This is a genomic window from Paraburkholderia ginsengisoli NBRC 100965 (genome assembly GCF_000739735.1).
GTDB lineage: Bacteria > Pseudomonadota > Gammaproteobacteria > Burkholderiales > Burkholderiaceae > Paraburkholderia > Paraburkholderia ginsengisoli.
Window position 1 is genome coordinate 53,984 of record NZ_BBJF01000018.1, and the last position, 22,170, is coordinate 76,153.

The 22,170-nt window shown below is 64.7% G+C and carries 19 protein-coding genes; 12 read left to right on the forward strand and 7 right to left on the reverse strand.

The annotated features are described in order from the left end of the window. The first annotated feature begins 64 nt into the window (after positions 1-64). The 6 genes from BGI01S_RS22950 (at position 65) to BGI01S_RS22975 (ending at position 9,174) form a co-directional block, all read left to right on the forward strand. Positions 65-4,276: a YhdP family protein gene (locus BGI01S_RS22950; protein WP_042328378.1), complete on the forward strand. Its 4,212-nt coding sequence runs from the start codon at positions 65-67 to the stop codon at positions 4,274-4,276. Positions 4,277-4,424: 148 nt separating this feature from the next. Then, positions 4,425-5,288 (forward strand): carbon-nitrogen hydrolase family protein, encoded by an 864-nt coding sequence (locus BGI01S_RS22955; protein WP_042328379.1) that lies wholly within the window; start codon positions 4,425-4,427, stop codon positions 5,286-5,288. Positions 5,289-5,376: 88 nt separating this feature from the next. Then, positions 5,377-6,843, forward strand: a complete 1,467-nt coding sequence (tldD, locus tag BGI01S_RS22960; protein ID WP_042328380.1) for a metalloprotease TldD — start codon at positions 5,377-5,379, stop codon at positions 6,841-6,843. A 394-nt stretch (positions 6,844-7,237) separates the two neighbouring features. After that, positions 7,238-8,311 (forward strand): 3-deoxy-7-phosphoheptulonate synthase AroG, encoded by a 1,074-nt coding sequence (gene aroG, locus BGI01S_RS22965; RefSeq protein WP_042328381.1) that lies wholly within the window; start codon positions 7,238-7,240, stop codon positions 8,309-8,311. 188 nt (positions 8,312-8,499) lie between these two features. Next, positions 8,500-8,838, forward strand: a complete 339-nt coding sequence (locus tag BGI01S_RS22970; RefSeq protein WP_042328382.1) for a type II toxin-antitoxin system RelE/ParE family toxin — start codon at positions 8,500-8,502, stop codon at positions 8,836-8,838. A gap of 3 nt (positions 8,839-8,841) precedes the next feature. Further along, the gene (locus BGI01S_RS22975) at positions 8,842-9,174 is read left to right on the forward strand and encodes a helix-turn-helix domain-containing protein (protein ID WP_042328383.1); all 333 of its coding nucleotides are present in this window, start codon (positions 8,842-8,844) and stop codon (positions 9,172-9,174) included. A 6-nt stretch (positions 9,175-9,180) separates the two neighbouring features. Here the strand turns inward: BGI01S_RS22975 and BGI01S_RS22980 are convergent, their stop codons facing one another. Continuing rightward, entirely contained in the window at positions 9,181-9,735 is a 555-nt protein-coding gene (locus BGI01S_RS22980; RefSeq protein WP_042328384.1) for a cob(I)yrinic acid a,c-diamide adenosyltransferase, read from the reverse strand. A 207-nt stretch (positions 9,736-9,942) separates the two neighbouring features. Here BGI01S_RS22980 and BGI01S_RS22985 point away from each other — a divergent pair, with 207 nt between their 5' ends. From BGI01S_RS22985 to proC, 6 genes are all read left to right on the forward strand, one after another. Beyond that, the gene (locus tag BGI01S_RS22985) at positions 9,943-11,358 is read left to right on the forward strand and encodes an FAD-linked oxidase C-terminal domain-containing protein (RefSeq protein ID WP_042328385.1); all 1,416 of its coding nucleotides are present in this window, start codon (positions 9,943-9,945) and stop codon (positions 11,356-11,358) included. Positions 11,359-11,500: 142 nt separating this feature from the next. Next, positions 11,501-12,994, forward strand: coding sequence for an FAD-linked oxidase C-terminal domain-containing protein (locus BGI01S_RS22990; protein ID WP_042328386.1), 1,494 nt, complete (start codon positions 11,501-11,503; stop codon positions 12,992-12,994). A gap of 140 nt (positions 12,995-13,134) precedes the next feature. Further along, the gene (glcE, locus tag BGI01S_RS22995) at positions 13,135-14,223 is read left to right on the forward strand and encodes a glycolate oxidase subunit GlcE (protein WP_042328387.1); all 1,089 of its coding nucleotides are present in this window, start codon (positions 13,135-13,137) and stop codon (positions 14,221-14,223) included. An 8-nt stretch (positions 14,224-14,231) separates the two neighbouring features. Beyond that, a complete protein-coding gene (gene glcF / locus BGI01S_RS23000; RefSeq protein WP_042328388.1) occupies positions 14,232-15,458 on the forward strand; it encodes a glycolate oxidase subunit GlcF in 1,227 nt (408 codons plus the stop codon). Between the two features lie 37 nt (positions 15,459-15,495). Next, positions 15,496-16,194, forward strand: coding sequence for a YggS family pyridoxal phosphate-dependent enzyme (locus BGI01S_RS23005; RefSeq protein WP_042328389.1), 699 nt, complete (start codon positions 15,496-15,498; stop codon positions 16,192-16,194). Between the two features lie 48 nt (positions 16,195-16,242). Next, positions 16,243-17,058, forward strand: coding sequence for a pyrroline-5-carboxylate reductase (proC, locus tag BGI01S_RS23010; protein ID WP_042328390.1), 816 nt, complete (start codon positions 16,243-16,245; stop codon positions 17,056-17,058). A gap of 234 nt (positions 17,059-17,292) precedes the next feature. Here the strand turns inward: proC and ubiA are convergent, their stop codons facing one another. The 6 genes from ubiA to BGI01S_RS23035 form a co-directional block, all read right to left on the reverse strand. Continuing rightward, complete coding sequence (gene ubiA / locus BGI01S_RS23015) at positions 17,293-18,156, reverse strand: 4-hydroxybenzoate octaprenyltransferase (protein ID WP_042328391.1); 864 nt, start codon at positions 18,154-18,156, stop codon at positions 17,293-17,295. 239 nt (positions 18,157-18,395) lie between these two features. Further along, positions 18,396-18,890: a Dps family protein gene (locus BGI01S_RS23020; RefSeq protein ID WP_042328392.1), complete on the reverse strand. Its 495-nt coding sequence runs from the start codon at positions 18,888-18,890 to the stop codon at positions 18,396-18,398. A 153-nt stretch (positions 18,891-19,043) separates the two neighbouring features. Further along, on the reverse strand, positions 19,044-19,205 hold the full coding sequence (locus tag BGI01S_RS30645; RefSeq protein WP_167335674.1) for a hypothetical protein: 162 nt from the start codon (positions 19,203-19,205) through the stop codon (positions 19,044-19,046). A gap of 81 nt (positions 19,206-19,286) precedes the next feature. Then, the gene (locus BGI01S_RS23030) at positions 19,287-20,741 is read right to left on the reverse strand and encodes a catalase (RefSeq protein ID WP_042328394.1); all 1,455 of its coding nucleotides are present in this window, start codon (positions 20,739-20,741) and stop codon (positions 19,287-19,289) included. A gap of 73 nt (positions 20,742-20,814) precedes the next feature. Continuing rightward, positions 20,815-20,955, reverse strand: coding sequence for a hypothetical protein (locus BGI01S_RS30360; RefSeq protein WP_157004254.1), 141 nt, complete (start codon positions 20,953-20,955; stop codon positions 20,815-20,817). A 235-nt stretch (positions 20,956-21,190) separates the two neighbouring features. Next, positions 21,191-22,150 carry a LysR substrate-binding domain-containing protein gene (locus BGI01S_RS23035; RefSeq protein WP_042328395.1) on the reverse strand — a complete coding sequence of 320 codons (960 nt, stop codon included), beginning with the start codon at positions 22,148-22,150 and terminating at the stop codon, positions 21,191-21,193. Between the last annotated feature and the right edge of the window lie 20 nt (positions 22,151-22,170).

Here is a 22,170-nt window from a genome sequence, read left to right on the forward strand (position 1 = left end):
CTTTGCCGTGTGTTACATTTCGTCGTTAATTCGCAAAACTACCATATCGCCCACCCGCCGCAGCATGTCCGAGCGAAACGAATCCGCCGACCCGCACGAAACCGGGCAGGTCCGGCCTGTGAGCGGAAACGACCACATCGTGCTGCGTCGGACCTTGCGCGTGGTCCTCACGCTCGCGCTCGTCCTCTATTTCATCGCGACGGCTCTGTTTCTCGGCTTGCGCTACGTGGTGCTGCCGCGGGTCGACTCGTTCCGCCCGCGCATCGAAGCCATCGTTTCCGAGAAGCTGCGCACGCAGTTCACCATCGGCAAGCTGGCGCCGCATTGGAGCGGTTTTCAGCCGGGCGTCGACGTCACCAACCTCGTCATCCGCGACCATGAAGGCAACGCCGCGCTGACGATTCCGCGCGCCACCGCCACGGTGTCATGGAAATCCCTCTGGCAGTTTCATCCGGCGCTTTCCAGCCTGATCGTCGAGCAGCCCGACGTGCTGGTCTCGCGCAACGCGGACGGCGTGCTGTCGGTCGCGGGCGTGCCGGTGCCGACCCGCCATAGCGGCAACGACACACTGTCCACCTGGCTCCTGCGCCAGCAGGCGATCGTGCTGCGCGGCGGCGTGCTGCGCTGGCGCGACGCGCAACACACGGCGCCCGAACTCGCGCTGCGCGACATCCGCATCGCGATCCTGAACGACGGCTACGACCACCGGCTCGCACTGCAGGCGCCCGCCGACGGCCAGGTGCTGCACGGCCCAATCGACTTCCGCTCGCATTTCCGGCACGCGCCGCTCAGCGCCATCGGCAAGCCGATCAACTGGACCGGCCAGGTGTATATGTCGACGGGTCCGGTCGATCTGCCGACGCTCGCGCGCTACATCAATTTCCCGATCGAGACATTTGCTGGCCGCGTCGACAACGCGATCTGGGCCGACTTCGCCGATGGCCGGATGAAGACGGCGAGCGGCAGACTGAACGGCACCGACGTCGCGCTGCGCGTGCGGCCGACTCAGCCGAAGCTGCTGCTGCCGGTCGCTCATTTCTCGTGGCATCTCGACGTCGCCGAGCAGGGCGACTACCGGCTGCAACTCACCGACCTGCGCGCCGAACTTGGCCAGCCGCCGCTCGACGACGGCACGCCGCTCACCCGCACGCTCGCGTTCGCGAAGCTTGATGGGCGCTACCGGACGGCGTCGCAGCAGCATGGGCAACTCGTGAGCGTCACCGGCGACCGCGTCGACCTGGGCATTCTCGCGGAATTCAGCCGTGCGCTGCCGCTGCCGCGACAGCTGCTGAATAATCTGGTGCGCTTCAATCCGCGCGGTCTGATGGCCAACTACGTGATCGAAGTCGAGCGCGGCAAGCCGGAGTCCGGTCAAGTGGGCGGCGATCGCCGCTCGAACGGCGCGGAGCCGATCGAGCGTTATCGCTTCAAGGGCGATCTGCAGGGCATCAGCGTGGCCGCTCAGGAACCGGGGCCGGGGCTCACCCCGCGCAATCACCCGCGCGCGGGCATCCCGGGCATCGAAAATCTGTGGGGCAGCGTCGACGCCGACGAAAACCACGGCAGCGCGCTCCTCGACACGTCCAACGTGGCGATTACGTTGCCAGGCGTGTTCGACGATCCGCGCCTGAAGCTCGATCGTCTGCACGGCCGAGCCGACTGGACCATCACGCCGAAGGCGCCCGGCGAGGCGCGCCCGGGGTTCGCCGTGAAGCTGGCCGATTTCGCCGTCTCGAACGCGGACGTCGCGGCCACCGCAAGCGCCAACTACAGCAACCCCGGCCACGGCCGCGGCTCGCTGGACCTGAAGGCCGACTTCCAGCGCGCCCAGGTGACGCGCATCGTCCGCTATCTGCCGACCAGCATCAGCGAGAAGCTGCGCATCTACCTCGGCCACGGGCTGCAGGCCGGCGTGTCGCACGGTGCGACGATCGAAGTGCACGGCGACCTGACCAAATTCCCCTATTCGCGCGATCCCGACGCCGGCATCTTTCATATCGTCGCGCCGTTCAGGGGCGGCAAGTTCGATCCTTCGCCCTACCCGCCGCGCAACATGAGGAACGGCACGCCGAACGTGTGGCCGCCGCTCGACGGCATCGACGGCGTGTTCGAACTCAAGCAGAACGTGATGCGCTTCGATATCGAGCGCGGACGCTACCGGCGCGTCGCGCTGACCGGCGTCAACGGCCGGATCGACGACCTCGGCACCCGCGAGTCGAAACTCATCATCCAGGGCAACGGCCGCGGGCCGCTCGCCGACATGCTCGACTACGTGAACGGCAGTTCACTCGGCATCATGGCCCGCCACCAGACCGAGAAGATTCGCGCCGAAGGGCCCGCGTCGCTCGCGCTCAAGCTGACGGTGCCGCGTACGCCGAAGCCGCATATCGGCGTGGAAGGCGCGGTCGGCTTCATGAACAACCGGCTGAGCGTGCCGCACGTGCCGCCGCTGTCACAGCTGAACGGCCGGGTGCGCTTCACCGAGCGCACGGCGCAGGTCGACCGGCTTTCGGGGCAATTCCTCGGCGGCGACGTGCACGCGAACGGCGGCCTGCGGCAGGACGGCACCTACGCGCTGGCGCTGGGCGGCCATATCGCCGTCGATGCCGCGCGCGGCCTCGATCTGCATGGCCCGGCCGCGCAGGTGCTGGCGCGCCTGAGCGGCACCGCGCCGTACGCGCTGAACGTGCGCGGCGCTAAAGGCAGCTTGCCGGAAGTGAGCGCGAACTCGGACCTGACCGGCCTCGCGCTCGACTTCCCCGCGCCCTTCAACAAGGAGGCCGGCACGCCGATGCCGCTGCACTTCGCCGTCAGGCCGTCCGCGACGCCGGGCGAGGCCGGACTGGAGCGCGCCGACCTGACCTTCGGACCGGTCGCCGCCGCGTATCTGCTGCGCTATCAGCCGAAAGCGATGCCGACGGTGGTGCGCGGCGCGATCGGCGTGAACCGGCCCGCCGACCTGCCGTCGGAAGGCGTGGTCGCCGCCGTCGACGTGCCGGTGTTCGACGCCGACGCGTGGCGAGCGCTCGCCGCGCAGATGCGCACCCAGAGCGCGCCCGCCGCGTCCGCGACGCCGCCGGCCCCGGCGGCCGCCCCCGCCCCGCCGAATCCGGCCGTCACGCAATTCCTGCCGAACCGCTTCGCGCTGCACATCGACACGTTGACGCTGCTCAAGCGCCACTGGGACAGCGTGGTGGTCGGCGCGTCGCATGCGGACGGCAAATGGCAGGCGAACATCGCGTCGAACCAGGTGTCCGGCCACGTGTCGTGGCTGCCGGGCGTCACCCGCGATTCGCCGGGCGCGCTGCAGGCGCGCTTTGCGCGCGTCGTGATTCCGTCGGTCGAGGACAAGGATATGCTCGGCCCGGCGATGTCGGCGCCGGCGCAGAACATGCCATCGATCGATCTGGTGGTCAACGAGCTGATCGTGCGCGACCGCGACATCGGCCGCCTCGAAGTGGACGCGCACAACTTCGAGGAAGACGGCGTGCCGGTCTGGCAGCTCGACAAACTCGACATCACGAATCCCGCCGCGACGCTCACCGCCACCGCGAACTGGCGCACCTCGACGGAGCTGGGCAGCGTCGCCGACGAAGCGTTGCCGCGCCGCACCGTGGTCGATTTCAAGCTGGACGTGAAGGACGCCGGCGGGCTGGTCGAACGCTTCGGCCTGCCGCGCACGATCAAGGGCGGCACCGGTTCGCTGTCGGGCAAGATGATGTGGCTCGGCGCGCCAGCCGCGATCGACTTTCCGACGCTCAACGGCAATCTGGCCGGGGACCTGCGCCACGGCCAGATCCTCAAGATCGACCCAGGTGTCGCCACGCTGCTGGGCGTGCTCAGCCTGCAAAGCCTTGCGCGCATCGCCACGCTGGATTTCCGCGATGTAATCGGCGAGGGGCTGCCGTTCTCGAGCGTCACGGCCACCGCGCAGATTCACAACGGCATCGGCCGCACGGACAACTTCAGGATGGTGACCGCGCCGGCGCGCGTCGACATGAAGGGCTCCGTCGACCTCGCGCAGAAGACCCAGGACATGCATCTGCATGTCACGCCGACCGTCAGCGCGGGCGCCGCGGTGATCGCCGCGGCGGTCATCAACCCACTGTTCGGCCTCGGCGCGCTGGTGGCCGATCTGGCGCTCACCCACTCGGTCTCGCACGTGTTCGCGCGCGAGTATGCGATCACCGGTTCGTGGTCGAAACCGCACGTCGAGCGGGTGACGGGCGATCGCGGTAAGATGGACGCTCCGGCTTCGACCGTGGAAGCGCACTGAGTTTTTCCGGCGTTCTGTTTGCCCGTTCGGCCGGCCGAACGCCCCAGTGCCGCGACGGCGGCTCCAGCCAGCCCTGAACGACGTTATCGACGTAATTGGCGTCAGCGGTTCGCGCCGCCCGCCTTGCCGGGAGTTCTTCGAAACGCTCATGAGCGAAACACACGTCTCTCCATCGCCGTCCGCCGCGCACTCCAGCGGTTCCCTCGCCAGCATTTTCCGGATCGCCGCGCTGCAGATGGTGAGCACGCCGGACCGCGAGCGCAATCTCGCCGAAGCCGGGCGCCTGATCGCCGAAGCCGCCGCCGACGGCGCGCAACTCGTCCTGCTGCCCGAATACTTCTGCTTCATGGGATTCAAAGACACGGACAAGCTGGCCGTGCGCGAAGCCTATCGGGACGGCCCGATCCAGCGTTTTCTCGCCGATGCCGCGCGCCGCCACAAAATCTGGGTGATCGGCGGCACGCTGCCGATCACCGCGCCGGAAGCGTCGCGCGTGTTGAACACCACGCTGGTGTTCGATCCGCAAGGCAACGAAGCCGCGCGCTACGACAAGATTCACCTGTTCAACTTCGAGAAGGGCGAGGAGTCGTTCGACGAGGCGCGCACCATCCGCCCCGGCGGCGAGGTCCGCAGCTTCGAGGCACCGTTCGGCCGCGTGGGTCTGTCGGTCTGCTACGATCTGCGCTTTCCGGAGCTGTACCGGCGCATGGGCGATTGCGCGCTGATCGTGGTGCCGTCCGCCTTCACTTACACCACCGGCCGCGCGCATTGGGAAATGCTGTTGCGCGCCCGGGCGGTCGAAAACCAGTGTTACGTGCTGGCCGCGGCGCAAGGCGGCAAACACGAAAACGGCCGCCGGACCTGGGGCCACAGCATGCTGATCGACCCGTGGGGCGAAGTCGTCGCGGTGCGCGATGAAGGCGCCGGCGTGGTCGCCGGCAATCTCGAGCGTGCGCGCATCGACGAAGTGCGACAGAGCCTGCCCGCCTGGCGTCATCGTGTGCTCAGTTGAAACGACATTGAAACTGCGGCGCCCCGCACGCACCTAGCGTGACTCGGGCGCTAACCGAATCCTCCGTATCGAGCAGAACATACTTCGCATGAACATCATCGAACCCGGTATCCGTAATCTCGCCACCGCCAAGGACATCCTCCTGACGCCCTACGGTCTCGACGAATCCCTGCTCACCCGCACGCTCGCCGAAATCTTCACGCACAAGATCGACTACGCGGACCTGTACTTCCAGTACACGCGCAGCGAAGCGTGGAGTCTCGAAGAAGGCATCGTGAAATCGGGCAGCTTCAGCATCGACCAGGGCGTCGGCGTGCGCGCCGTGTCGGGCGATCGCACCGCTTTCGCGTACTCGGACGATCTGTCGCCCGAGGCGATTCGTCAGGCGGCGCTCGCCACCCGTTCGATCGCCAAGGCGGGCGGCGGCAAGCAGAAGATCAAGGCGGCCACTTCGCTGACCGGCATCGCCGGGCGCGATCTGTATCTGCCCTCCGATCCGCTCCATTCGCTCGACGCAACCGCCAAGGTCAAGCTGCTCGAGCGCATCGAAAAGATGGCGCGCGGGCGCGATCCGCGCATCCAGCAGGTGATGGCGGGCCTCGCCGGCGAGTACGACGTGGTGCTGGTGGCGCGCAGCGACGGCGCCCTCGCGGCCGACATCCGTCCGCTCGTACGTGTGTCGGTCACGGTGATCGCCGAGCAGAACGGCCGCCGCGAAATCGGCAGCGGCGGCGGCGGCGGGCGTTTCGACTATGGCTATTTCACCGACGAAGTGCTGTCGCGCTACGTCGACGACGCCGTGCACGCGGCGCTGGTGAATCTCGACGCGCGTCCGGCGCCGGCCGGCGCGATGACCGTCGTGCTCGGACCGGGCTGGCCCGGCGTGCTGCTGCACGAAGCAATCGGCCACGGCCTCGAAGGCGACTTCAACCGCAAGGGCTCGTCGGCGTTCGCGGGACGTATCGGCGAACAGGTCGCCGCTAAGGGCGTCACGGTGGTCGACGACGGCACGCTGCCGAACCGTCGCGGCTCGCTCAATATCGACGACGAAGGCAACCCGACCCAGTGCACGACCCTGATCGAGGACGGCATCCTGAAGGGCTACATCCAGGACACGCTGAACGCGCGCCTGATGAAGATGCCCGTCACCGGCAACGCGCGTCGCGAGTCGTACGCGGCGCTGCCAATGCCGCGCATGACCAACACGTACATGCTCAACGGCGACAAGGACCCGCAGGAAATTCTCGCGTCGGTGAAGAACGGCTTGTACGCGGTGAACTTCGGCGGCGGCCAGGTCGACATCACGAACGGCAAGTTCGTGTTCTCGGCCTCCGAGGCGTACATGATCGAAAACGGCAAGATCACATACCCGGTCAAGGGCGCGACGCTGATCGGCAGCGGTCCGGAATCGCTCAAGTACGTCAGCATGATCGGCAACGACATGAAGCTCGACTCGGGCGTCGGCGTGTGCGGCAAGGAAGGCCAGAGCGTGCCGGTGGGCGTCGGCCAGCCGACGCTGCGCATCGACCGGATGACCGTGGGCGGCACTGCCTGATTTTGCAGCAAACGCATACTTCGTGCGCAATATGCGCGAAGTATGCGGATTTTCCGCATTTTTGCACCCCTCCGCTTGTCAACCGAGCCTGAGCGGGTTATAAAGTCACTCACCCTTTTTGACCAGCGACCTCATTTCGTCATGTCCGCCAAGTTTTACTTTTACTTTTTTTGGTATCTCAGACCGCTGGCGGATCGAGAGGGGTGTTAGTGCACGCAGGACACCAGGAATTCCCGAAAAACCGCCAGCCCAGCCTGGCGGTTTTTTTTCGCCTCACGCTTTTGAACCTCATCCGACACTTTCGCCGTTGAACATTTATTGATTGTCGCGCGCTCTGGCATCGCAACCTTCGTTGCCCGCGCGAACACGCTACGAACCGATTCAGGAGAACAACATGCCCCCGCACAATACCGACGATGTCCGCATTCGCGAATTGAAAGAACTCACGCCGCCCGCTCACCTGATCCGCGAATTCGCCTGCGACGAATCGGTGTCCGACGTGATCTACAACTCGCGCAACGCGATGCATCGCATTCTGCACGGCATGGAAGACCGTCTGATCGTCATCATCGGGCCGTGCTCGATTCACGATCCGAAAGCGGCGATGGAATACGCCGGGCGCCTGATCGAGCAACGCAAGCGTTTCGCCGGCGAACTCGAAATCGTGATGCGCGTGTACTTCGAAAAGCCGCGCACGACGGTCGGCTGGAAGGGTCTCATCAACGACCCGCACATGGACAACAGCTTCAAGATCAACGACGGCCTGCGCACCGCACGCGAGCTGCTGTTGCGTATCAACGAACTGGGCCTGCCGGCCGGCACCGAATACCTCGACATGATCAGCCCGCAATACATCGCCGATCTGATCTCGTGGGGTGCGATCGGCGCGCGCACCACCGAATCGCAGGTCCACCGCGAACTGGCTTCGGGGCTGTCGTGCCCGGTCGGCTTCAAGAACGGCACGGATGGCAACGTGAAGATCGCGGTCGACGCTATCAAAGCCGCGTCGCAGCCGCACCATTTCCTGTCGGTCACCAAGGGCGGTCATTCGGCGATCGTGTCGACGGCCGGCAATGAAGACTGCCACATCATCCTGCGTGGCGGCAAAACGCCGAACTACGACGCGGACAGCGTCAACGCTGCCTGCGCGGATATCGGCAAGGCCGGTCTCGCGGCGCGGCTGATGATCGACGCAAGCCACGCGAACAGCTCGAAGAAGCACGAGAATCAGATTCCGGTGTGCGCGGACATCGGCCGCCAGATTGCTTCGGGCGACGAACGGATTGTCGGCGTGATGGTGGAATCGCACCTGGTGGCGGGCCGCCAGGATCTGCAGGAAGGTTGCGCGCTGACGTACGGCCAGAGCATCACCGACGCGTGCATCGGCTGGGACGAAAGCGTCGCCGTGCTCGAAGGTCTCGCCGAGTCGGTCAAGCAACGACGCGTTGCGCGCGGCAGCGGCAACTAAAGCGCTGCCCGATTGCTTCAGGCAGGTCCGCAAAAAAACCCGGCTCAATTCGAGCCGGGTTTTTTTTAGCCGAACGGACGAATGGTGCTTCATGAGCCGCCTCTGTAACGTAACAACTCATCGCCCTGTCGTGTACGACTTGACCGGGCGGAATGTTACGTATAAGATTTTGTACACGAAAGGCAGTCATGGAGCAGGAAAAAGAAATTCGCTGGTTGGGTTCCAGCTATCGCGATTTACTCGCCTTTCCCGAAGAACCACGTCGTTGCGCAGGGTTTCAACTCGGCAAGATTCAGGCAGGGCTCGACCCTGACGACTGGAAACCGTTTGACTCTATCGGCGCCGGAACGCGCGAAATTCGCATCAGAGACCCTGACGGCATTTTTCGCGTGATGTATGTGACCAAGTACGTCGAAGCGCTGTACGTGCTGCATTGCTTCCAGAAGAAAACCCAGAAGCTTGGGCCGCACGACAGAAAGATTGCCGAGACGCGTTACCGCGCCATCATCAATGATAGGAAACCTTAACAAATGACGATCGACACCAAAATTCGTCACGTAACGAAGCCTGGCGCCAATCTGTTCCTCGAACTGGGCTTTTCAGCCGCCGAGGCGAAGCGTCTGCACGCCGCCTCGCAAAAGCAGATCAACGACACGCGGCTGCTGAAAGAGCAACTGATGACCGAGCTCTCCACCTGGATCGAACAACATCATCTGAAGCAGGCCGAAGCGGCAGAAATTCTGATGGTGTCGCGTCCGCGCGTATCCGACGTGGTCAACAAGAAAACCGCCAAGTTCACCATCGACACGCTGGTCGAAATGATGAGCCGCATCGGCAAGCCGGTCACGCTGGCCGTAGGCTAACGCGCGCTAGCTTGCGTTGCGATCGTGCTGCCACAGCACGTCGGTGCCGCCGTCAGCGCGATTGAGCACACGCGCGAGCACGAACAGCAGGTCGGATAACCGGTTCACGTATTGACGCGGCGCCGCGTTAATCGCTTCATGTTCTCCCAACGCCACGATCGCCCGCTCGGCACGGCGGCAAATGGTGCGGCACACATGCGCAAGCGCCGCCGCACGAGAGCCGCCCGGCAGAATGAATTCTTTCAGCGGCGGCAATGCCGCGTTGTAGTCGGCGAGCCAGTCGTCGAGCTGCGCGAGATGCCGGTCGGTGATCATCGTGTGGCCGGGAATGCAGAGTTCGCCGCCGAGATCGAACAGGTCATGCTGAATCGCAACCAGCGCCGCGCGCACGCTCTCGGGCAGCGTTTCGCACAACAGCACGCCGAGGTTCGAATTGAGTTCGTCGACGTCGCCGATCGCGGCAATGCGCGCGCTGTCTTTGCGCACACGGCGCCCGTCGCCGAGACCGGTGGTGCCGTCGTCGCCCGTACGAGTCGCGATCTTGCTCAAGCGGTTGCCCATGATGTCTCCCGTCCATTGGTGGCGATGCGTCGCTGCAGCATGGTGCGAACAAGCCGTCGGGCCACCGCGTTTATCCATATTGCGCGCATCGTGAAGTCGCCGCCATTATAGGAGCGGTGGCCGTCCTGACGCCGGCTCGCGGGCGATCGGCGTAAAATGAAACACCTGCTGCAAACCAGCTCTGCCCCAAAATATCTGGAGACAAGCGTGAACCATCCCGTGCCACCGGCCCCGCTGCGCCGGCCGTTTCCCGCCGAGCTGCTGGACGCGCTCAAAGCCACCTTCGGCGAACGCGTGTCGGTTGCCGAAGCCGTGCGCGCCCATCATGGCCGCGACGAATCGCCGTTCGACCCTCAACTGCCTGACGCCGTCGTCTTCGCGCGCACCACGGAAGACGTGCAGGCCGTCGTCAAACTGTGCGGCCAGTACAACGTGCCGATCATTCCATACGGCAACGGCTCGTCGCTCGAAGGACATCTGCTCGCCGTGCAAGGCGGCGTGTCGATCGACCTGTCGGAAACGAACCGTGTGTTGTCGATCAACGCCGAAGACCTCACCGTCACCGTCGAGCCCGGCATCTCGCGCAAGCAACTGAACGAAGCGCTGCGCGACACGGGCCTGTTCTTTCCGATCGACCCGGGCGCGGACGCGAGCATCGGCGGCATGTCGGCCACGCGCGCGTCGGGCACCAACGCCGTGCGTTACGGCACGATGCGCGAGAACGTGCTCGGCCTGACCGTCGTGCTGGCGGACGGCCGAGTCATCAAGACCGGTACGCGGGCGCGTAAGTCGTCGGCGGGTTATGACCTGACGCGTCTGTTCGTCGGCTCGGAGGGCACGCTCGGCGTGATCACCGAAATCACCGTGCGCCTTTATCCGCAACCGGAAGCGGTGTCGGCGGCGGTCTGTACTTTTCCGTCGATGGGCGATGCGGTGCGCGCGGTCATCGAAACGATCCAGATCGGCGTGCCGATTGCGCGCGTCGAATTCGTCGACTCGCTCGCGATCCGCTCGATCAACCGCCATTCGAATCTGACGCTGCGCGAGGCGCCCACGCTGTTCTTCGAATTCCACGGCACCGAGGCCGGCGTGAAAGAGCAGGCCGAACTGGTCCAGGAGATCGCCGCGCAAAATGCCGGCGAAGGCTTCGAATGGGCGACCCGCCCGGAAGACCGCAGCCGTCTGTGGAACGCGCGTCACAACGCCTATTTCGCGATGCTGCAATTGAAGCCCGGCAGCCGCGCGGTCACCACCGACGTCTGCGTGCCGATCTCCCGCCTCGCCGAATGCGTGGTGGAAACGGAGCAGGACCTGAAGGCGTCGCCGCTGCCCTGCCCGATCGTCGGCCACGTCGGCGACGGCAACTTCCACGTCGCGATCCTGATCGACCCGGACAAGCCGGAAGAACTCGCCGAGGCCGAGCGTCTGAACCATCGCATCGTGCAACGCGCGCTGCGCATGGACGGCACCTGCACCGGCGAGCACGGCGTCGGCCTGCACAAGATGGGCTTCCTGCTCGAAGAACATGGCGACGTCGCCGTCGACACGATGCGTTCGATCAAGCACGCGCTCGATCCACACAACCTGATGAACCCGGGCAAGATCTTTTCCTGGGCTGCTTGAGTGACGACATAGCCATGATCCAGCGCGGCCACGCTGCAACAGCAAAGTCAACGACATCGGCAACGGCCGCCGCGCCGGCTTCGGAAACAGCACTGCTCGAAATACGAGCAAGTTTGGCGAAAGGCACGAGGAGACAAGTCACATGAACGCACCCGCTGAACTGACGGCTGAAGTACTCGCCCAGCGCCAGCGCGAAGTCGTGCAGGCGCTGATGGCCGTGTTGCCGACCCACTGTCTGTTGTATCGCGAGGAAGACACCGTCGCCTACGAATGCGACGGACTCGCCGCGTACCGGCGTTTGCCGCTCGCGGTCGCGTTGCCGGAGACCGAGTCCCAGGTGCAGCGCATCGTGCAGATCTGCCATCGGCTCGACGTGCCGATCGTGCCGCGCGGCGCGGGCACCGGTCTGTCCGGCGGCGCAATGCCGATCCGGCACGGCGTGGTGGTGTCGCTCGCGCGTTTCAGGAAGATCGTCGAAGTCGACTCGTACGCGCGAACCGCCACGGTGCAGCCGGGCGTGCGCAACCTGTCGATCTCCGAAGCCGCAGCGCCGTATGGTCTGTACTACGCGCCGGACCCGTCGTCGCAGATCGCATGCACGATCGGCGGCAACGTGTCGGAGAATTCCGGCGGCGTGCATTGCCTCAAATACGGCCTCACCGTGCACAACGTGTTGCGCGTGCGCGCGGTGACGATGGAAGGCGAGATCGTCGAATTCGGCTCGCTCGCGCCGGATGCGCCTGGCCTCGATCTGCTCGCGGTGCTGATCGGCAGCGAGGGCATGTTCGCGATCGTCACCGAAGTCACCGTCAAGCTGATTCCGAAGCCGCAAACCGCGCAGGTCATCATGGCCAGTTTCGACGACGTCGTGAAAGGCGGCGAAGCGGTCGCCGGCATCATCGCGGCGGGCATCATTCCGGCGGGCCTGGAGATGATGGACAAACCGGCCACGCGCGCCGTCGAGGAATTCGTCAAAGCGGGCTACGACCTCGACGCGGCGGCGATCCTGCTGTGCGAATCGGACGGTACGCCCGAGGAAGTCGCCGACGAAATCGTACGCATGACCGCGGTGCTGCGCGAACAGGGCGCGACGCGCATCCAGATTTCACGCTCGGAAGCCGAACGGCTGCGCTTCTGGTCCGGCCGCAAGAACGCGTTTCCGGCCGCCGGCCGCATCTCGCCCGACTACTACTGCATGGACGGCACCGTGCCGCGCCGCAGTATCGGCCCGCTGCTCGCGCGCATCGAAGCGATGGAGCAAACCTACCGCCTGCGCTGCATCAACGTGTTCCATGCGGGCGACGGCAACATGCATCCGCTGATCCTCTTCAACGGCAACGATCAGGATGAGTGGCATCGCGCGGAAGCATTTGGTTCCGACATCCTCGAAGCGTGCGTCGAACTGGGCGGCACGGTGACGGGCGAGCATGGCGTCGGCATCGAGAAGATCAACTCGATGTGCGTGCAGTTTTCGCCGGAAGAGCGCGACACGTTCCACGCGGTCAAGCGAGCCTTCGACGCGCCCGGCCTCCTCAATCCGGACAAGGGCATTCCCACGCGAGCGCGCTGCGCCGAGTACGGCAAGATGCACATACGCGGCGGCCTGCTGCCGCACCCCGAGCTGCCGCGCTTCTAGCCCCGCACGGCGCCGCCTGGCCACGCCGCTGCGGCAGCGCTTGTCCTTCCTCACCCTGATTGTCGGATGCGGGTCCGCTCCGGGTTGCCAGCGAGCCCCCGCCCGGTACAATCAAACGAAACACAACGAAGCAGGACACCATGGAAGAGGACGACATCGTCGCCGTATGGTCGGAACGCGTGCGTTCCGCCAGCGCCGAGGGACGCGCGTTGCGCATCCGTGGCGGCGGCACCAAAGACTGGTATGGTCAGACGCTGGAAGGTGACATCCTCGACACGCGCGCTTATCGCGGCATCATCGCGTACGATCCGGCGGAACTGGTCATCACGGCGCGCGCGGGCACGCCCCTGCTGGAGATCGAAGCCGCGCTCGCCGAACATCATCAGATGCTCGCCTTCGAGCCGCCTCACTTCGGGCCGCAGGCCACCTTCGGCGGCTGCATCGCGGCGGGCATCGCCGGGCCGCGCCGCCCTGCCGCAGGCGCGGCGCGCGACTTCGTGCTCGGCGCGGTCATCATGAACGGTCAGGGACAGAAGCTGCATTTCGGCGGTCAGGTGGTGAAGAACGTCGCCGGTTATGACGTCTCGCGTTTGATGGCCGGCTCGCTCGGCACGCTCGGCTTGATCCTCGAACTGTCCGTCAAAGTGCTGCCTCTGCCGCAGGCCGAAGCCACGCTGAAGTTCGACATGAACGGCACGGACGCGGTCCGTAAGCTCAATGAATGGGGCGGCCGGCCGCTGCCGATCACCGCGAGCGCGTGGCGTCACGGCACGCTCGCGGTGCGCCTCGCGGGCGCCGAAGCGGCGGTCAAGTCGGCACGCACGTCGCTCGGCGGCGAAGTCGTCGATGCGGTTGAAGCCGAACGTTTCTGGGCCGGCCTGCGCGAGCAGACCGATTCGTTCTTCGCCGCGATTCCGCCGAAGGCCGCGCTCTGGCGTCTAGCGTTGCCATCGATCACCGAGCCGCTGCAACTGCCCGGCGCGCAGCTGATGGAATGGGGCGGCGGCCAGCGCTGGTGGATCACCGACACCGACGCGCAAACCGTGCGCATCAGCGCGAAGCAGGCCGGCGGTCATGCCACGATCTTCCGCACGGGCCACGGTTACGACCGCAGCGCCGGTGTGTTCACGCCGCTGCCCGCGCCGCTGATGAAAATTCATCGCGGCCTGAAAAGCGCTTTCGACCCGGCCCGCATCTTCAATCGCGGCCGTCTCTACTCCGACTTCTGAGCGACGCGATGCAAACCAACCTCGCGGACTTCATTCGCAATACGCCCGATGGCGACGAGGCCGACGCCATTCTGCGCAATTGCGTGCATTGCGGTTTCTGCACGGCCACCTGCCCGACCTACCAGTTGCTCGGCGACGAACTCGACGGTCCGCGCGGGCGCATCTATCTGATCAAGCAGATGGTGGAAGGCGCGCCGGTCACGCGCAGTACCCAGATTCACCTCGACCGCTGCCTCACCTGCCGCAATTGCGAATCGACCTGCCCTTCCGGCGTGCAATACGGCCGACTGGTCGAAATCGGTCGTAAGCTCACCGAAGAAAAAGTCACGCGCCCGCTCGGTCAGCGTCTGGTGCGGCGGCTGCTGGCGAGCGTCGTCCCGAACAGCGCGATCTTCACGCCGACCATGCGTCTCGGTCAGCATTTCCGCCGCGTGCTGCCGAAGAAACTGCGCGACAAGGTGCCCGCGCGGCAGCGTCCGCTCGAATGGCCGAGCGCGAAACATGAGCGCAAGATGCTGATGCTCGCGGGTTGCGTGCAACCGTCGATGATGCCGAACGTGAACATCGCGACCGCGCGTGTGCTCGATGCGCTCGGCATCGAAACGGTAGTCGCACCGGATGCCGGCTGCTGCGGCGCGATCCGTTTGCACCTGGGCTACAACGACGAGGCGCTGGACGATCTGCGCGCCAACATCGACGCATGGTGGCCCTACGTCGAACAGGGCGCCGAGGCGATCGTGATGAACGCGTCCGGCTGCGGCGCGACCGTCAAGGAATATGCCCACCTGTTGCGCCACGATCCGGCATATGCGGAGAAGGCGCGCCGCATCGTCGAATTGACGCGCGACATTTCGGAGATCCTGCCCGAGTTCGAGGAAGCGCTCACCGCCGTCACGCGACGCCGCTCGGTGCATACCGTGGCGTTTCATCCGCCCTGCACGCTGCAGCATGGCCAGCAGGTGCGCGGCAAGGTCGAACATCTGCTCGCCGCGCTCGGCGTCGAAGTGCGCCTGCCCGCCGACAGTCATCTTTGCTGCGGCTCGGCCGGCACTTACTCGCTGACGCAGCCCAAGCTCTCTTACGCGCTGCGCGATCAGAAGCTCGAACGATTGCAGGCTCAGGAGCCGCAGGTCATCGTGTCGGCGAACGTCGGCTGCATTGCGCATCTGCAAAGCGGCACGTCGACGCCGGTCGCGCATTGGATCGAATTGGTCGAGCACATGCTGTCCGTATAATCGGGCCATCGCTTTTCTGAACCACCGGTTCCGTTCCATGCCCGATCTGATTCACAACCTCGAAGCGGTGCGGCAGCGCATCGCCGCGGCGGCGCAGGCGGCCGGACGCGATGCGCGTTCGGTCACGCTGCTCGCGGTCTCGAAGACCTTCCCCGCCGACGACGTGCGCGCCGCGCACGCCGCCGGCCAGCGCGCATTCGGCGAGAACTACGTGCAGGAGTCGCTTGCCAAGATCGAGTCGCTCGCCGATTTGCGCGCGTCGCTCGAATGGCATTTCATCGGGCCGTTGCAATCGAACAAGACGCGGCCGGTCGCCGAGCAGTTTGACTGGGTGCATTCGGTCGATCGCCTGAAGATCGCGCAGCGGCTTTCCGAGCAACGCCCCGACCATCTGCCGCCGCTGAACGTTTGCCTGCAGGTGAACGTCAGCGGCGAGACCTCCAAGAGCGGCGTCAGCATTCCCGAGGCGGTCGAAGTCGCGCAGCAGATCGCCGCGCTGCCGAAACTGAATCTGCGCGGACTCATGTCGATTCCCGAACCGGCCGGCGACCTCGACGCACAACGTGCGCCGCATCGTCAGTTGCGCGAGTTGTTCGAGCGGCTGTGCAACGACGGTCTCGAACTCGATACGCTGTCGATGGGCATGTCGAGCGACCTCGAAGCGGCTGTGCTCGAAGGCGCGACGATCGTGCGCGTCGGCACCGCGATCTTCGGCGCGCGGGATTACGCTCGCTGATTTTTTCCGAGCCCGTACGGGCTCTTCATCGAAACTCATCCGAACATCATGAAAATTGCTTTTATCGGCGGCGGCAATATGGCCGCAGCGTTGATCGGCGGCCTCATCAAGCGCGGCATCGCCCCTACGGACCTCTACGCGATCGATCCCAACGAAGACGCGCGCAAGCGCAATGAGCAGCGATTCGGCATCCGCACGGGTGCGGCCGCTGACAGCGCGCTCGCCGAATACGACGCGGTCGTGCTGGCAGTGAAGCCGCAGATTCTGAAGAGTGTCGCCGAGGCGCTCGCGCCGCATCTGCAGGCGTCGCAACTGGCGATCAGCATCGTCGCGGGCATCCGTATGGGCGACATGTCGCGCTGGCTGAACGGCCACGGCCGCATCGTGCGCGTGATGCCGAATACGCCAGCGCTGATCGGCATGGGCGTGACCGGTCTCGTCGCCACCCCTACCGTCGACGAAGCGGGCCGCGCGCTCGCGTCGCAGGTGCTCGGCGCGGTCGGCGAAACGGTCTGGTTCGACGACGAAGCGAAGATCGACGCGGTCACCGCGATTTCGGGCAGCGGCCCGGCCTACGTGTTCTATTTCATCGAAGCGTTGCAGGAAGCCGCGCGCCAGCTCGGCATGGATGAAGCGCAAGGCCGCGCGCTGGCCGTCGCGACCTTCACCGGCGCGGCGCAACTCGCGGCGAATTCCGACGAGCCGCCGAGCGTGCTGCGCGAACGCGTGACATCGAAGGGAGGCACGACTGCGGCCGCGCTGACGTCGTTCGACGCGAGCGGCATCAAGGACGCGATCGTGCGCGGCGCGCTCGCCGCCGATGCGCGCGCGAAGGAAATGGGCGACGAGTTCGGCAAGCAGTGAGGGTCGTTTGACGGCGCGGCGCTCGCTTGCGCTTGCGACGTCAAACTCTCAGCGAGCGAGAAAGGAATTACGCCGCAGGACGCGGCGCCAGGGTGTGAATCGAGGCTGCGTCCACGCTATCTGAAGGCGTGCCCAAGTAGCGCGACGGCATTGAAACGACGCGGCGCGCCGCTGAAAAAAGCCGCGGCAGTGCGGTACCAACAGGCCGCGCCCCAGGCAGGTCTTGCGCCGAAATCAGAACGAAGCCACCGCGTAATGCGCGGCAATCCCGACAAACAACGCGCCGCCGAGCCAGTTGTTATGCCGGAACGCGGCGAAGCACGCCATCCGGTCGCGGTTGCGGATCAGCGTGTAGTGATAGATCGCGCAGCCCGCCGCGGCTGCCCATCCCAGCCAGTACAGCACGCCGAAACCGAGCATCACGCCGATGCCGACATAAATCCCCAGCGTCACCGCATAGCACAGCATGATCGCGGCCACATCGAAGCGGCCGAACGTCAGCGCCGAGGTGCGGATGCCGATCTTGATGTCGTCGTCGCGATCGACCATCGCATATTCGGTGTCGTATGCGACCGACCAGAACACATTGGCCAGCAGCATCACCCAGGCGAGCATCGGCACGTGATCCTGAATCGCGGCGAACGCCATCGGAATGCCGAAGCCGAACGCAATGCCGAGATACGCCTGCGGAATTGCAAAGAAACGCTTGGTGAACGGATACGATCCGGCGACGAATAGCGCCGCCACCGACAGCTCCTTGGTCAACGTATTGAGCGGCAGGATCAGCAGAAACGCCAGCAACGACAAACCCGCGGCCAGCGCGACTGCTTCCCATGCCTTGATCTTGCCCGACGTGATCGGCCGGTTCTCGGTGCGCTTCACGAAGCGATCGAAATCGCGATCCGCATAGTCGTTGATCGCGCAGCCCGCCGAGCGCATCAGCACCGTGCCCAAGGTGAAGATCACCAGTAACGGCCAGGACGGATGACCGTCGGAGGCGATCCACAGCGCGTTGAGCGTCGGCCACAACAGCAGCAGGCTGCCGATCGGCTTGTCCATGCGCACGAGGCGCAGATACAACGGAAGTCGGGCAAACATGGGCGGATTCGGTGAAGTCGATGATGGGCGAAGACGGTGCGGCTATTTTACGGGATGTGCGCGGGAGACAGCTTGCGCGCGGGCGCGGCGTCGACCACGCCACTCATTCGCACCGGTCGTCACCGGCGACACAAACAAAAAAGCCTCCCGCAAAGGGAGGCTCTGTGTCATTTCATTTCAGTGCTGCCGATGCAACGCCGGCGCCTGCATGAAGCGACTCGTTAGCGACGTGGCAACGCTCAGGCGAGCATCGAGCGCAGCATCCACGCGGTCTTTTCGTGCGTTTGCATGCGTTGCGTCAGCAGGTCGGCGGTCGGTTCGTCGTTCGCGGCTTCCGTCGACGGGAAGATCGCGCGTGCGGTACGCACCACGGCTTCCTGGCCTTCCACCAGTTGGCGGATCATTTCTTCCGCGGCCGGCACGCCGTCCGCTTCCGGAATCGACGACAGTTTCGCGAAATCCTTGTAGCTGCCCGGCGCATGCACGCCCAGCGCGCGAATCCGTTCAGCGATCGAATCGACCGCGAGCGCCAGTTCGGTGTATTGCGTTTCGAACATCAGGTGCAGCGTGTTGAACATCGGGCCCGTCACGTTCCAGTGGAAGTTGTGGGTCTTCAGGTACAACGTGTAGGTGTCGGCGAGCAAACGCGACAGACCATCTGCAATTTTCTTGCGATCCTTGTCGCTGATTCCGATATTGACGTGCTGTACGGCTGCGGGTTCTTTCTTGGCCATGATGACTCCTTCGAAGAGTGATACGAACCGGTCGGCAAAGTGACGGTTTGCGCGAGGCAAACGCGAAACATCGAACGCTCGACAGTTTAGCCTGGAAATTCGCTGCGTTCGCGTGACGCATGGCCACTTGCCGCAGCGACGGCCAGGCTGCGATCAGCCGCCCAGCGTGTGCTGCAACGCCTGCGCGACGATCACCGCCCACCCGCTCGCGACGATCACGAAACCCATTGCCTTGCGCATTCTGAATGCCTGCTGCCATTGCGCGCCGCGTGCGGCCGGCGAGCCGCCCAGCGTGGCCATCATCATCTGAATCATGATCGTACTCCCGCGATTCATATCGATACCAGCGGGACGCCGATGCGCCCCGCTCTGCTGCATTGCTTCAACCACCGTTGCTCACTTTCTGCTGGTTTCCGCGAGTTCGGCCAGCGCGGCGATCACGCCTTCCGCATACGCCGGGTCGGCGCGGCGGAAATGCTCGATCTGACGCGCGACGATCTCCTGCGGCACGCCGTTGATATGCCGCGCGATGTTGCCGAACAGACGCTCACGCTGTGCCGCGTCGAACAGCGCGAACAGCATGCCCGGCTGCGTGTAGTAGTCGTCGTCCGCGCGATGGTCGTAGCGGTCCACCGTGCCCGCCGCCAGCGGTGGCTCCGACGCGCTCGGGTCCTGCGCGAAATCGCCGAAACGGTTTGGCTCGTAGTTCACGTTGCCGCCGAGATTGCCATCCGTGCGCATCGCGCCGTCGCGATGGAACGAATGCGGGTTCGGCACGCGCGACGCGTTCACCGGAATCTGATGGTGATTGATGCCGAGGCGGTAGCGTTGCGTGTCGCCGTACGAGAACAGGCGCCCTTGCAACAGACGGTCCGGCGAGAAGCCGATGCCCGGCACCACATTCGCCGGCGTGAACGCGGCCTGTTCGACGTCCGCGAAATAGTTCGCCGCGTTGCGGTTGAGTTCGATCGTGCCGACGTCGATCAGCGGATAGTCCTTCTGCGACCACACCTTCGTGATGTCGAACGGATTGAAGCGATACTTCGCCGCGTCCGCCTCCGGCATCACCTGAATCGCGAAGCGCCACTTCGGGAAATTGCCGGCGTCGATGTTGCCGATCAGATCGCGCTGCGCGCTTTCACGGTCTTGCGCGACGACCTGCGCCGCTTCGGCATCGGTGAAGTTCTCGATGCCCTGCATCGACTTGAAGTGGAACTTCACCCAGAAGCGTTCGTTGTTCGCGTTGATGAACGAGTACGTGTGCGAGCCGAAGCCATGCATCTGCCGGTAGTTCTTCGGGATGCCACGGTCGCTCATCAGAATCGTCACCTGATGCAACGACTCCGGATGACGCGACCAGAAGTCCCACGCGGCGACGTTGCTGCGCATGTTCGTGTACGGGTCGCGCTTTTGCGTGTGGATGAAGTCCGGAAACTTCAGCGGATCGCGAATGAAGAACACCGGTGTGTTATTGCCGACCACGTCCCAGTTGCCCTCTTCCGTATAGAACTTGATCGAGAAGCCGCGCACGTCGCGTTCCGCGTCGGCCGCGCCGCGCTCGCCCGCCACCGTCGAAAAGCGCATGAACAGCGCCGTTTCCTTGCCGACTGCCGCAAACACTTTCGCCTTCGTGTAGCGCGAGATGTCGTGCGTGACCTTCAGCGTGCCGAAGGCGCCCGAGCCTTTGGCGTGAACGCGGCGCTCGGGAATCACTTCGCGATCGAAGTGAGCGAGCTTTTCGAGCAGCCAGACGTCTTGCAGAACGACCGGGCCGCGCGCGCCGGCGGTCATCGAATTCTGGTTATCGACGACGGGTGCGCCGGCAGCGTTGGTGAGCGTGCGTTCGGACATGCGTAACTCCTGCGTGGTTTTTTATCGTGAGTGATCGAGGGGGCAGCGCGGCATAGATGCCGGGAGCCGTGCGTCATGCGGACAAGGCCCGATCGACCAGCAACGACAACGCGACGGTGCGCATGCTCGGCGCCGGCGCGCTCACGCGGACAGCGCCAGCGCCGACCGATTGCGCGACGAGCGCGTGGATTTGCTGCGGGTTCGGCTGCGTCATGATTTCCTCCTGAGCCTTATCGAATAAGGGATCGAGCGATCCATGGAGGAAACTATATCAATACTATTGAAATATAGTGTTTGATTAATTATATCTATTCAATAGGCGCTTGGACTTCCCCGACGCCACGCGCGCGCGCGCCGATGCGCCCGGCAGCCGGCGCATGATGCGGCGCCAGCTAGCGGACGGAGATAGAGCCGAAGAAGCGGGAGAAGTAGAAAAGGCGCGGCGTTGCCTAGTTAAGCGCGACCGGCAGATCGAGCTTCTTCACGCCCGGCAGATCGCAGGCGGCGATCGCGTCGCAAATGGCGTCGATCGCTGGCATGCGCGTGAAGCTCTTGCGCCACGCGAGCACGACGCGCCGATCCGGCACGGGTTCGTCGAACGCGACGTAGCTGAGCAGGCCGGCGTCGATGCCGGCCGCATGCGGCTTGACCTCGTGCACCGACATGCGCGGCAGCACGGTAATGCCGACGCCGCTCGCGACCATATGGCGAATGGTCTCCAGCGACGAGCCTTCGAAGGTCTTCTGGATACCGTCCGCGTTCTGCGAAAAACGCATCAGCTCCGGGCATACGCCCAGCACGTGGTCACGGAAGCAATGGCCGCTGCCGAGCAGCAGCATGGTTTCCTGCTTCAGATCGTCGGCGTCGATTTTCTTGCGGTTCTCCCACGCGTGGCCGGACGGCAGCGCGACGACGAACGGCTCGTCGTACAGCGGGCGCAGCATCAGACCCGTTTCGGGAAAAGGCAGCGCCATGATGGCCACGTCGATTTCGCCCTGCTTGAGCAGTTCGATCAGCTTGAGCGTGTAATTTTCCTGCAGCATCAGCGGCATCTGCGGGACGCGCTTGATCATCTGCTTGACGAGCGTGGGCAGCAGGTACGGCCCGATCGTGTAGATCACGCCCAGGCGCAGCGGCCCGACCAGCGGGTCCTTGCCCTGCTTGGCGATTTCCTTGATCGCGAGCGTCTGTTCGAGCACGCGCTGAGCCTGCGTGACGATCTGTTCGCCGATCGGCGTGACGCTAACTTCACTGGTGCCGCGCTCGAAAATCTGCACGTTCAACTCGTCTTCAAGCTTCTTGATCGCGACCGACAACGTCGGCTGGCTGACGAAACACGCTTCGGCGGCCCGGCCGAAGTGCCGCTCGCGGGCAACCGCCACGATGTATTTCAGTTCGGTGAGCGTCATTAGGGGACCAATCAGTGCGG

What these genes read in the sequence shown, in the direction of transcription:
- BGI01S_RS22950 (WP_042328378.1), top strand. Translation starts at nt 65, where the DNA reads ATGTCCGAGCGAAACGAATCCGCCGACCCGCACGAAACCGGGCAGGTC.
- BGI01S_RS22955 (WP_042328379.1), top strand. Translation starts at nt 4,425, where the DNA reads ATGAGCGAAACACACGTCTCTCCATCGCCGTCCGCCGCGCACTCCAGC.
- tldD (WP_042328380.1), top strand. Translation starts at nt 5,377, where the DNA reads ATGAACATCATCGAACCCGGTATCCGTAATCTCGCCACCGCCAAGGAC.
- aroG (WP_042328381.1), top strand. Translation starts at nt 7,238, where the DNA reads ATGCCCCCGCACAATACCGACGATGTCCGCATTCGCGAATTGAAAGAA.
- BGI01S_RS22970 (WP_042328382.1), top strand. Translation starts at nt 8,500, where the DNA reads ATGGAGCAGGAAAAAGAAATTCGCTGGTTGGGTTCCAGCTATCGCGAT.
- BGI01S_RS22975 (WP_042328383.1), top strand. Translation starts at nt 8,842, where the DNA reads ATGACGATCGACACCAAAATTCGTCACGTAACGAAGCCTGGCGCCAAT.
- BGI01S_RS22980 (WP_042328384.1), bottom strand. Translation starts at nt 9,735, where the DNA reads ATGGGCAACCGCTTGAGCAAGATCGCGACTCGTACGGGCGACGACGGC.
- BGI01S_RS22990 (WP_042328386.1), top strand. Translation starts at nt 11,501, where the DNA reads ATGAACGCACCCGCTGAACTGACGGCTGAAGTACTCGCCCAGCGCCAG.
- glcE (WP_042328387.1), top strand. Translation starts at nt 13,135, where the DNA reads ATGGAAGAGGACGACATCGTCGCCGTATGGTCGGAACGCGTGCGTTCC.
- glcF (WP_042328388.1), top strand. Translation starts at nt 14,232, where the DNA reads ATGCAAACCAACCTCGCGGACTTCATTCGCAATACGCCCGATGGCGAC.
- BGI01S_RS23005 (WP_042328389.1), top strand. Translation starts at nt 15,496, where the DNA reads ATGCCCGATCTGATTCACAACCTCGAAGCGGTGCGGCAGCGCATCGCC.
- proC (WP_042328390.1), top strand. Translation starts at nt 16,243, where the DNA reads ATGAAAATTGCTTTTATCGGCGGCGGCAATATGGCCGCAGCGTTGATC.
- ubiA (WP_042328391.1), bottom strand. Translation starts at nt 18,156, where the DNA reads ATGTTTGCCCGACTTCCGTTGTATCTGCGCCTCGTGCGCATGGACAAG.
- BGI01S_RS23020 (WP_042328392.1), bottom strand. Translation starts at nt 18,890, where the DNA reads ATGGCCAAGAAAGAACCCGCAGCCGTACAGCACGTCAATATCGGAATC.
- BGI01S_RS30645 (WP_167335674.1), bottom strand. Translation starts at nt 19,205, where the DNA reads ATGATTCAGATGATGATGGCCACGCTGGGCGGCTCGCCGGCCGCACGC.
- BGI01S_RS23030 (WP_042328394.1), bottom strand. Translation starts at nt 20,741, where the DNA reads ATGTCCGAACGCACGCTCACCAACGCTGCCGGCGCACCCGTCGTCGAT.
- BGI01S_RS30360 (WP_157004254.1), bottom strand. Translation starts at nt 20,955, where the DNA reads ATGACGCAGCCGAACCCGCAGCAAATCCACGCGCTCGTCGCGCAATCG.
- BGI01S_RS23035 (WP_042328395.1), bottom strand. Translation starts at nt 22,150, where the DNA reads ATGACGCTCACCGAACTGAAATACATCGTGGCGGTTGCCCGCGAGCGG.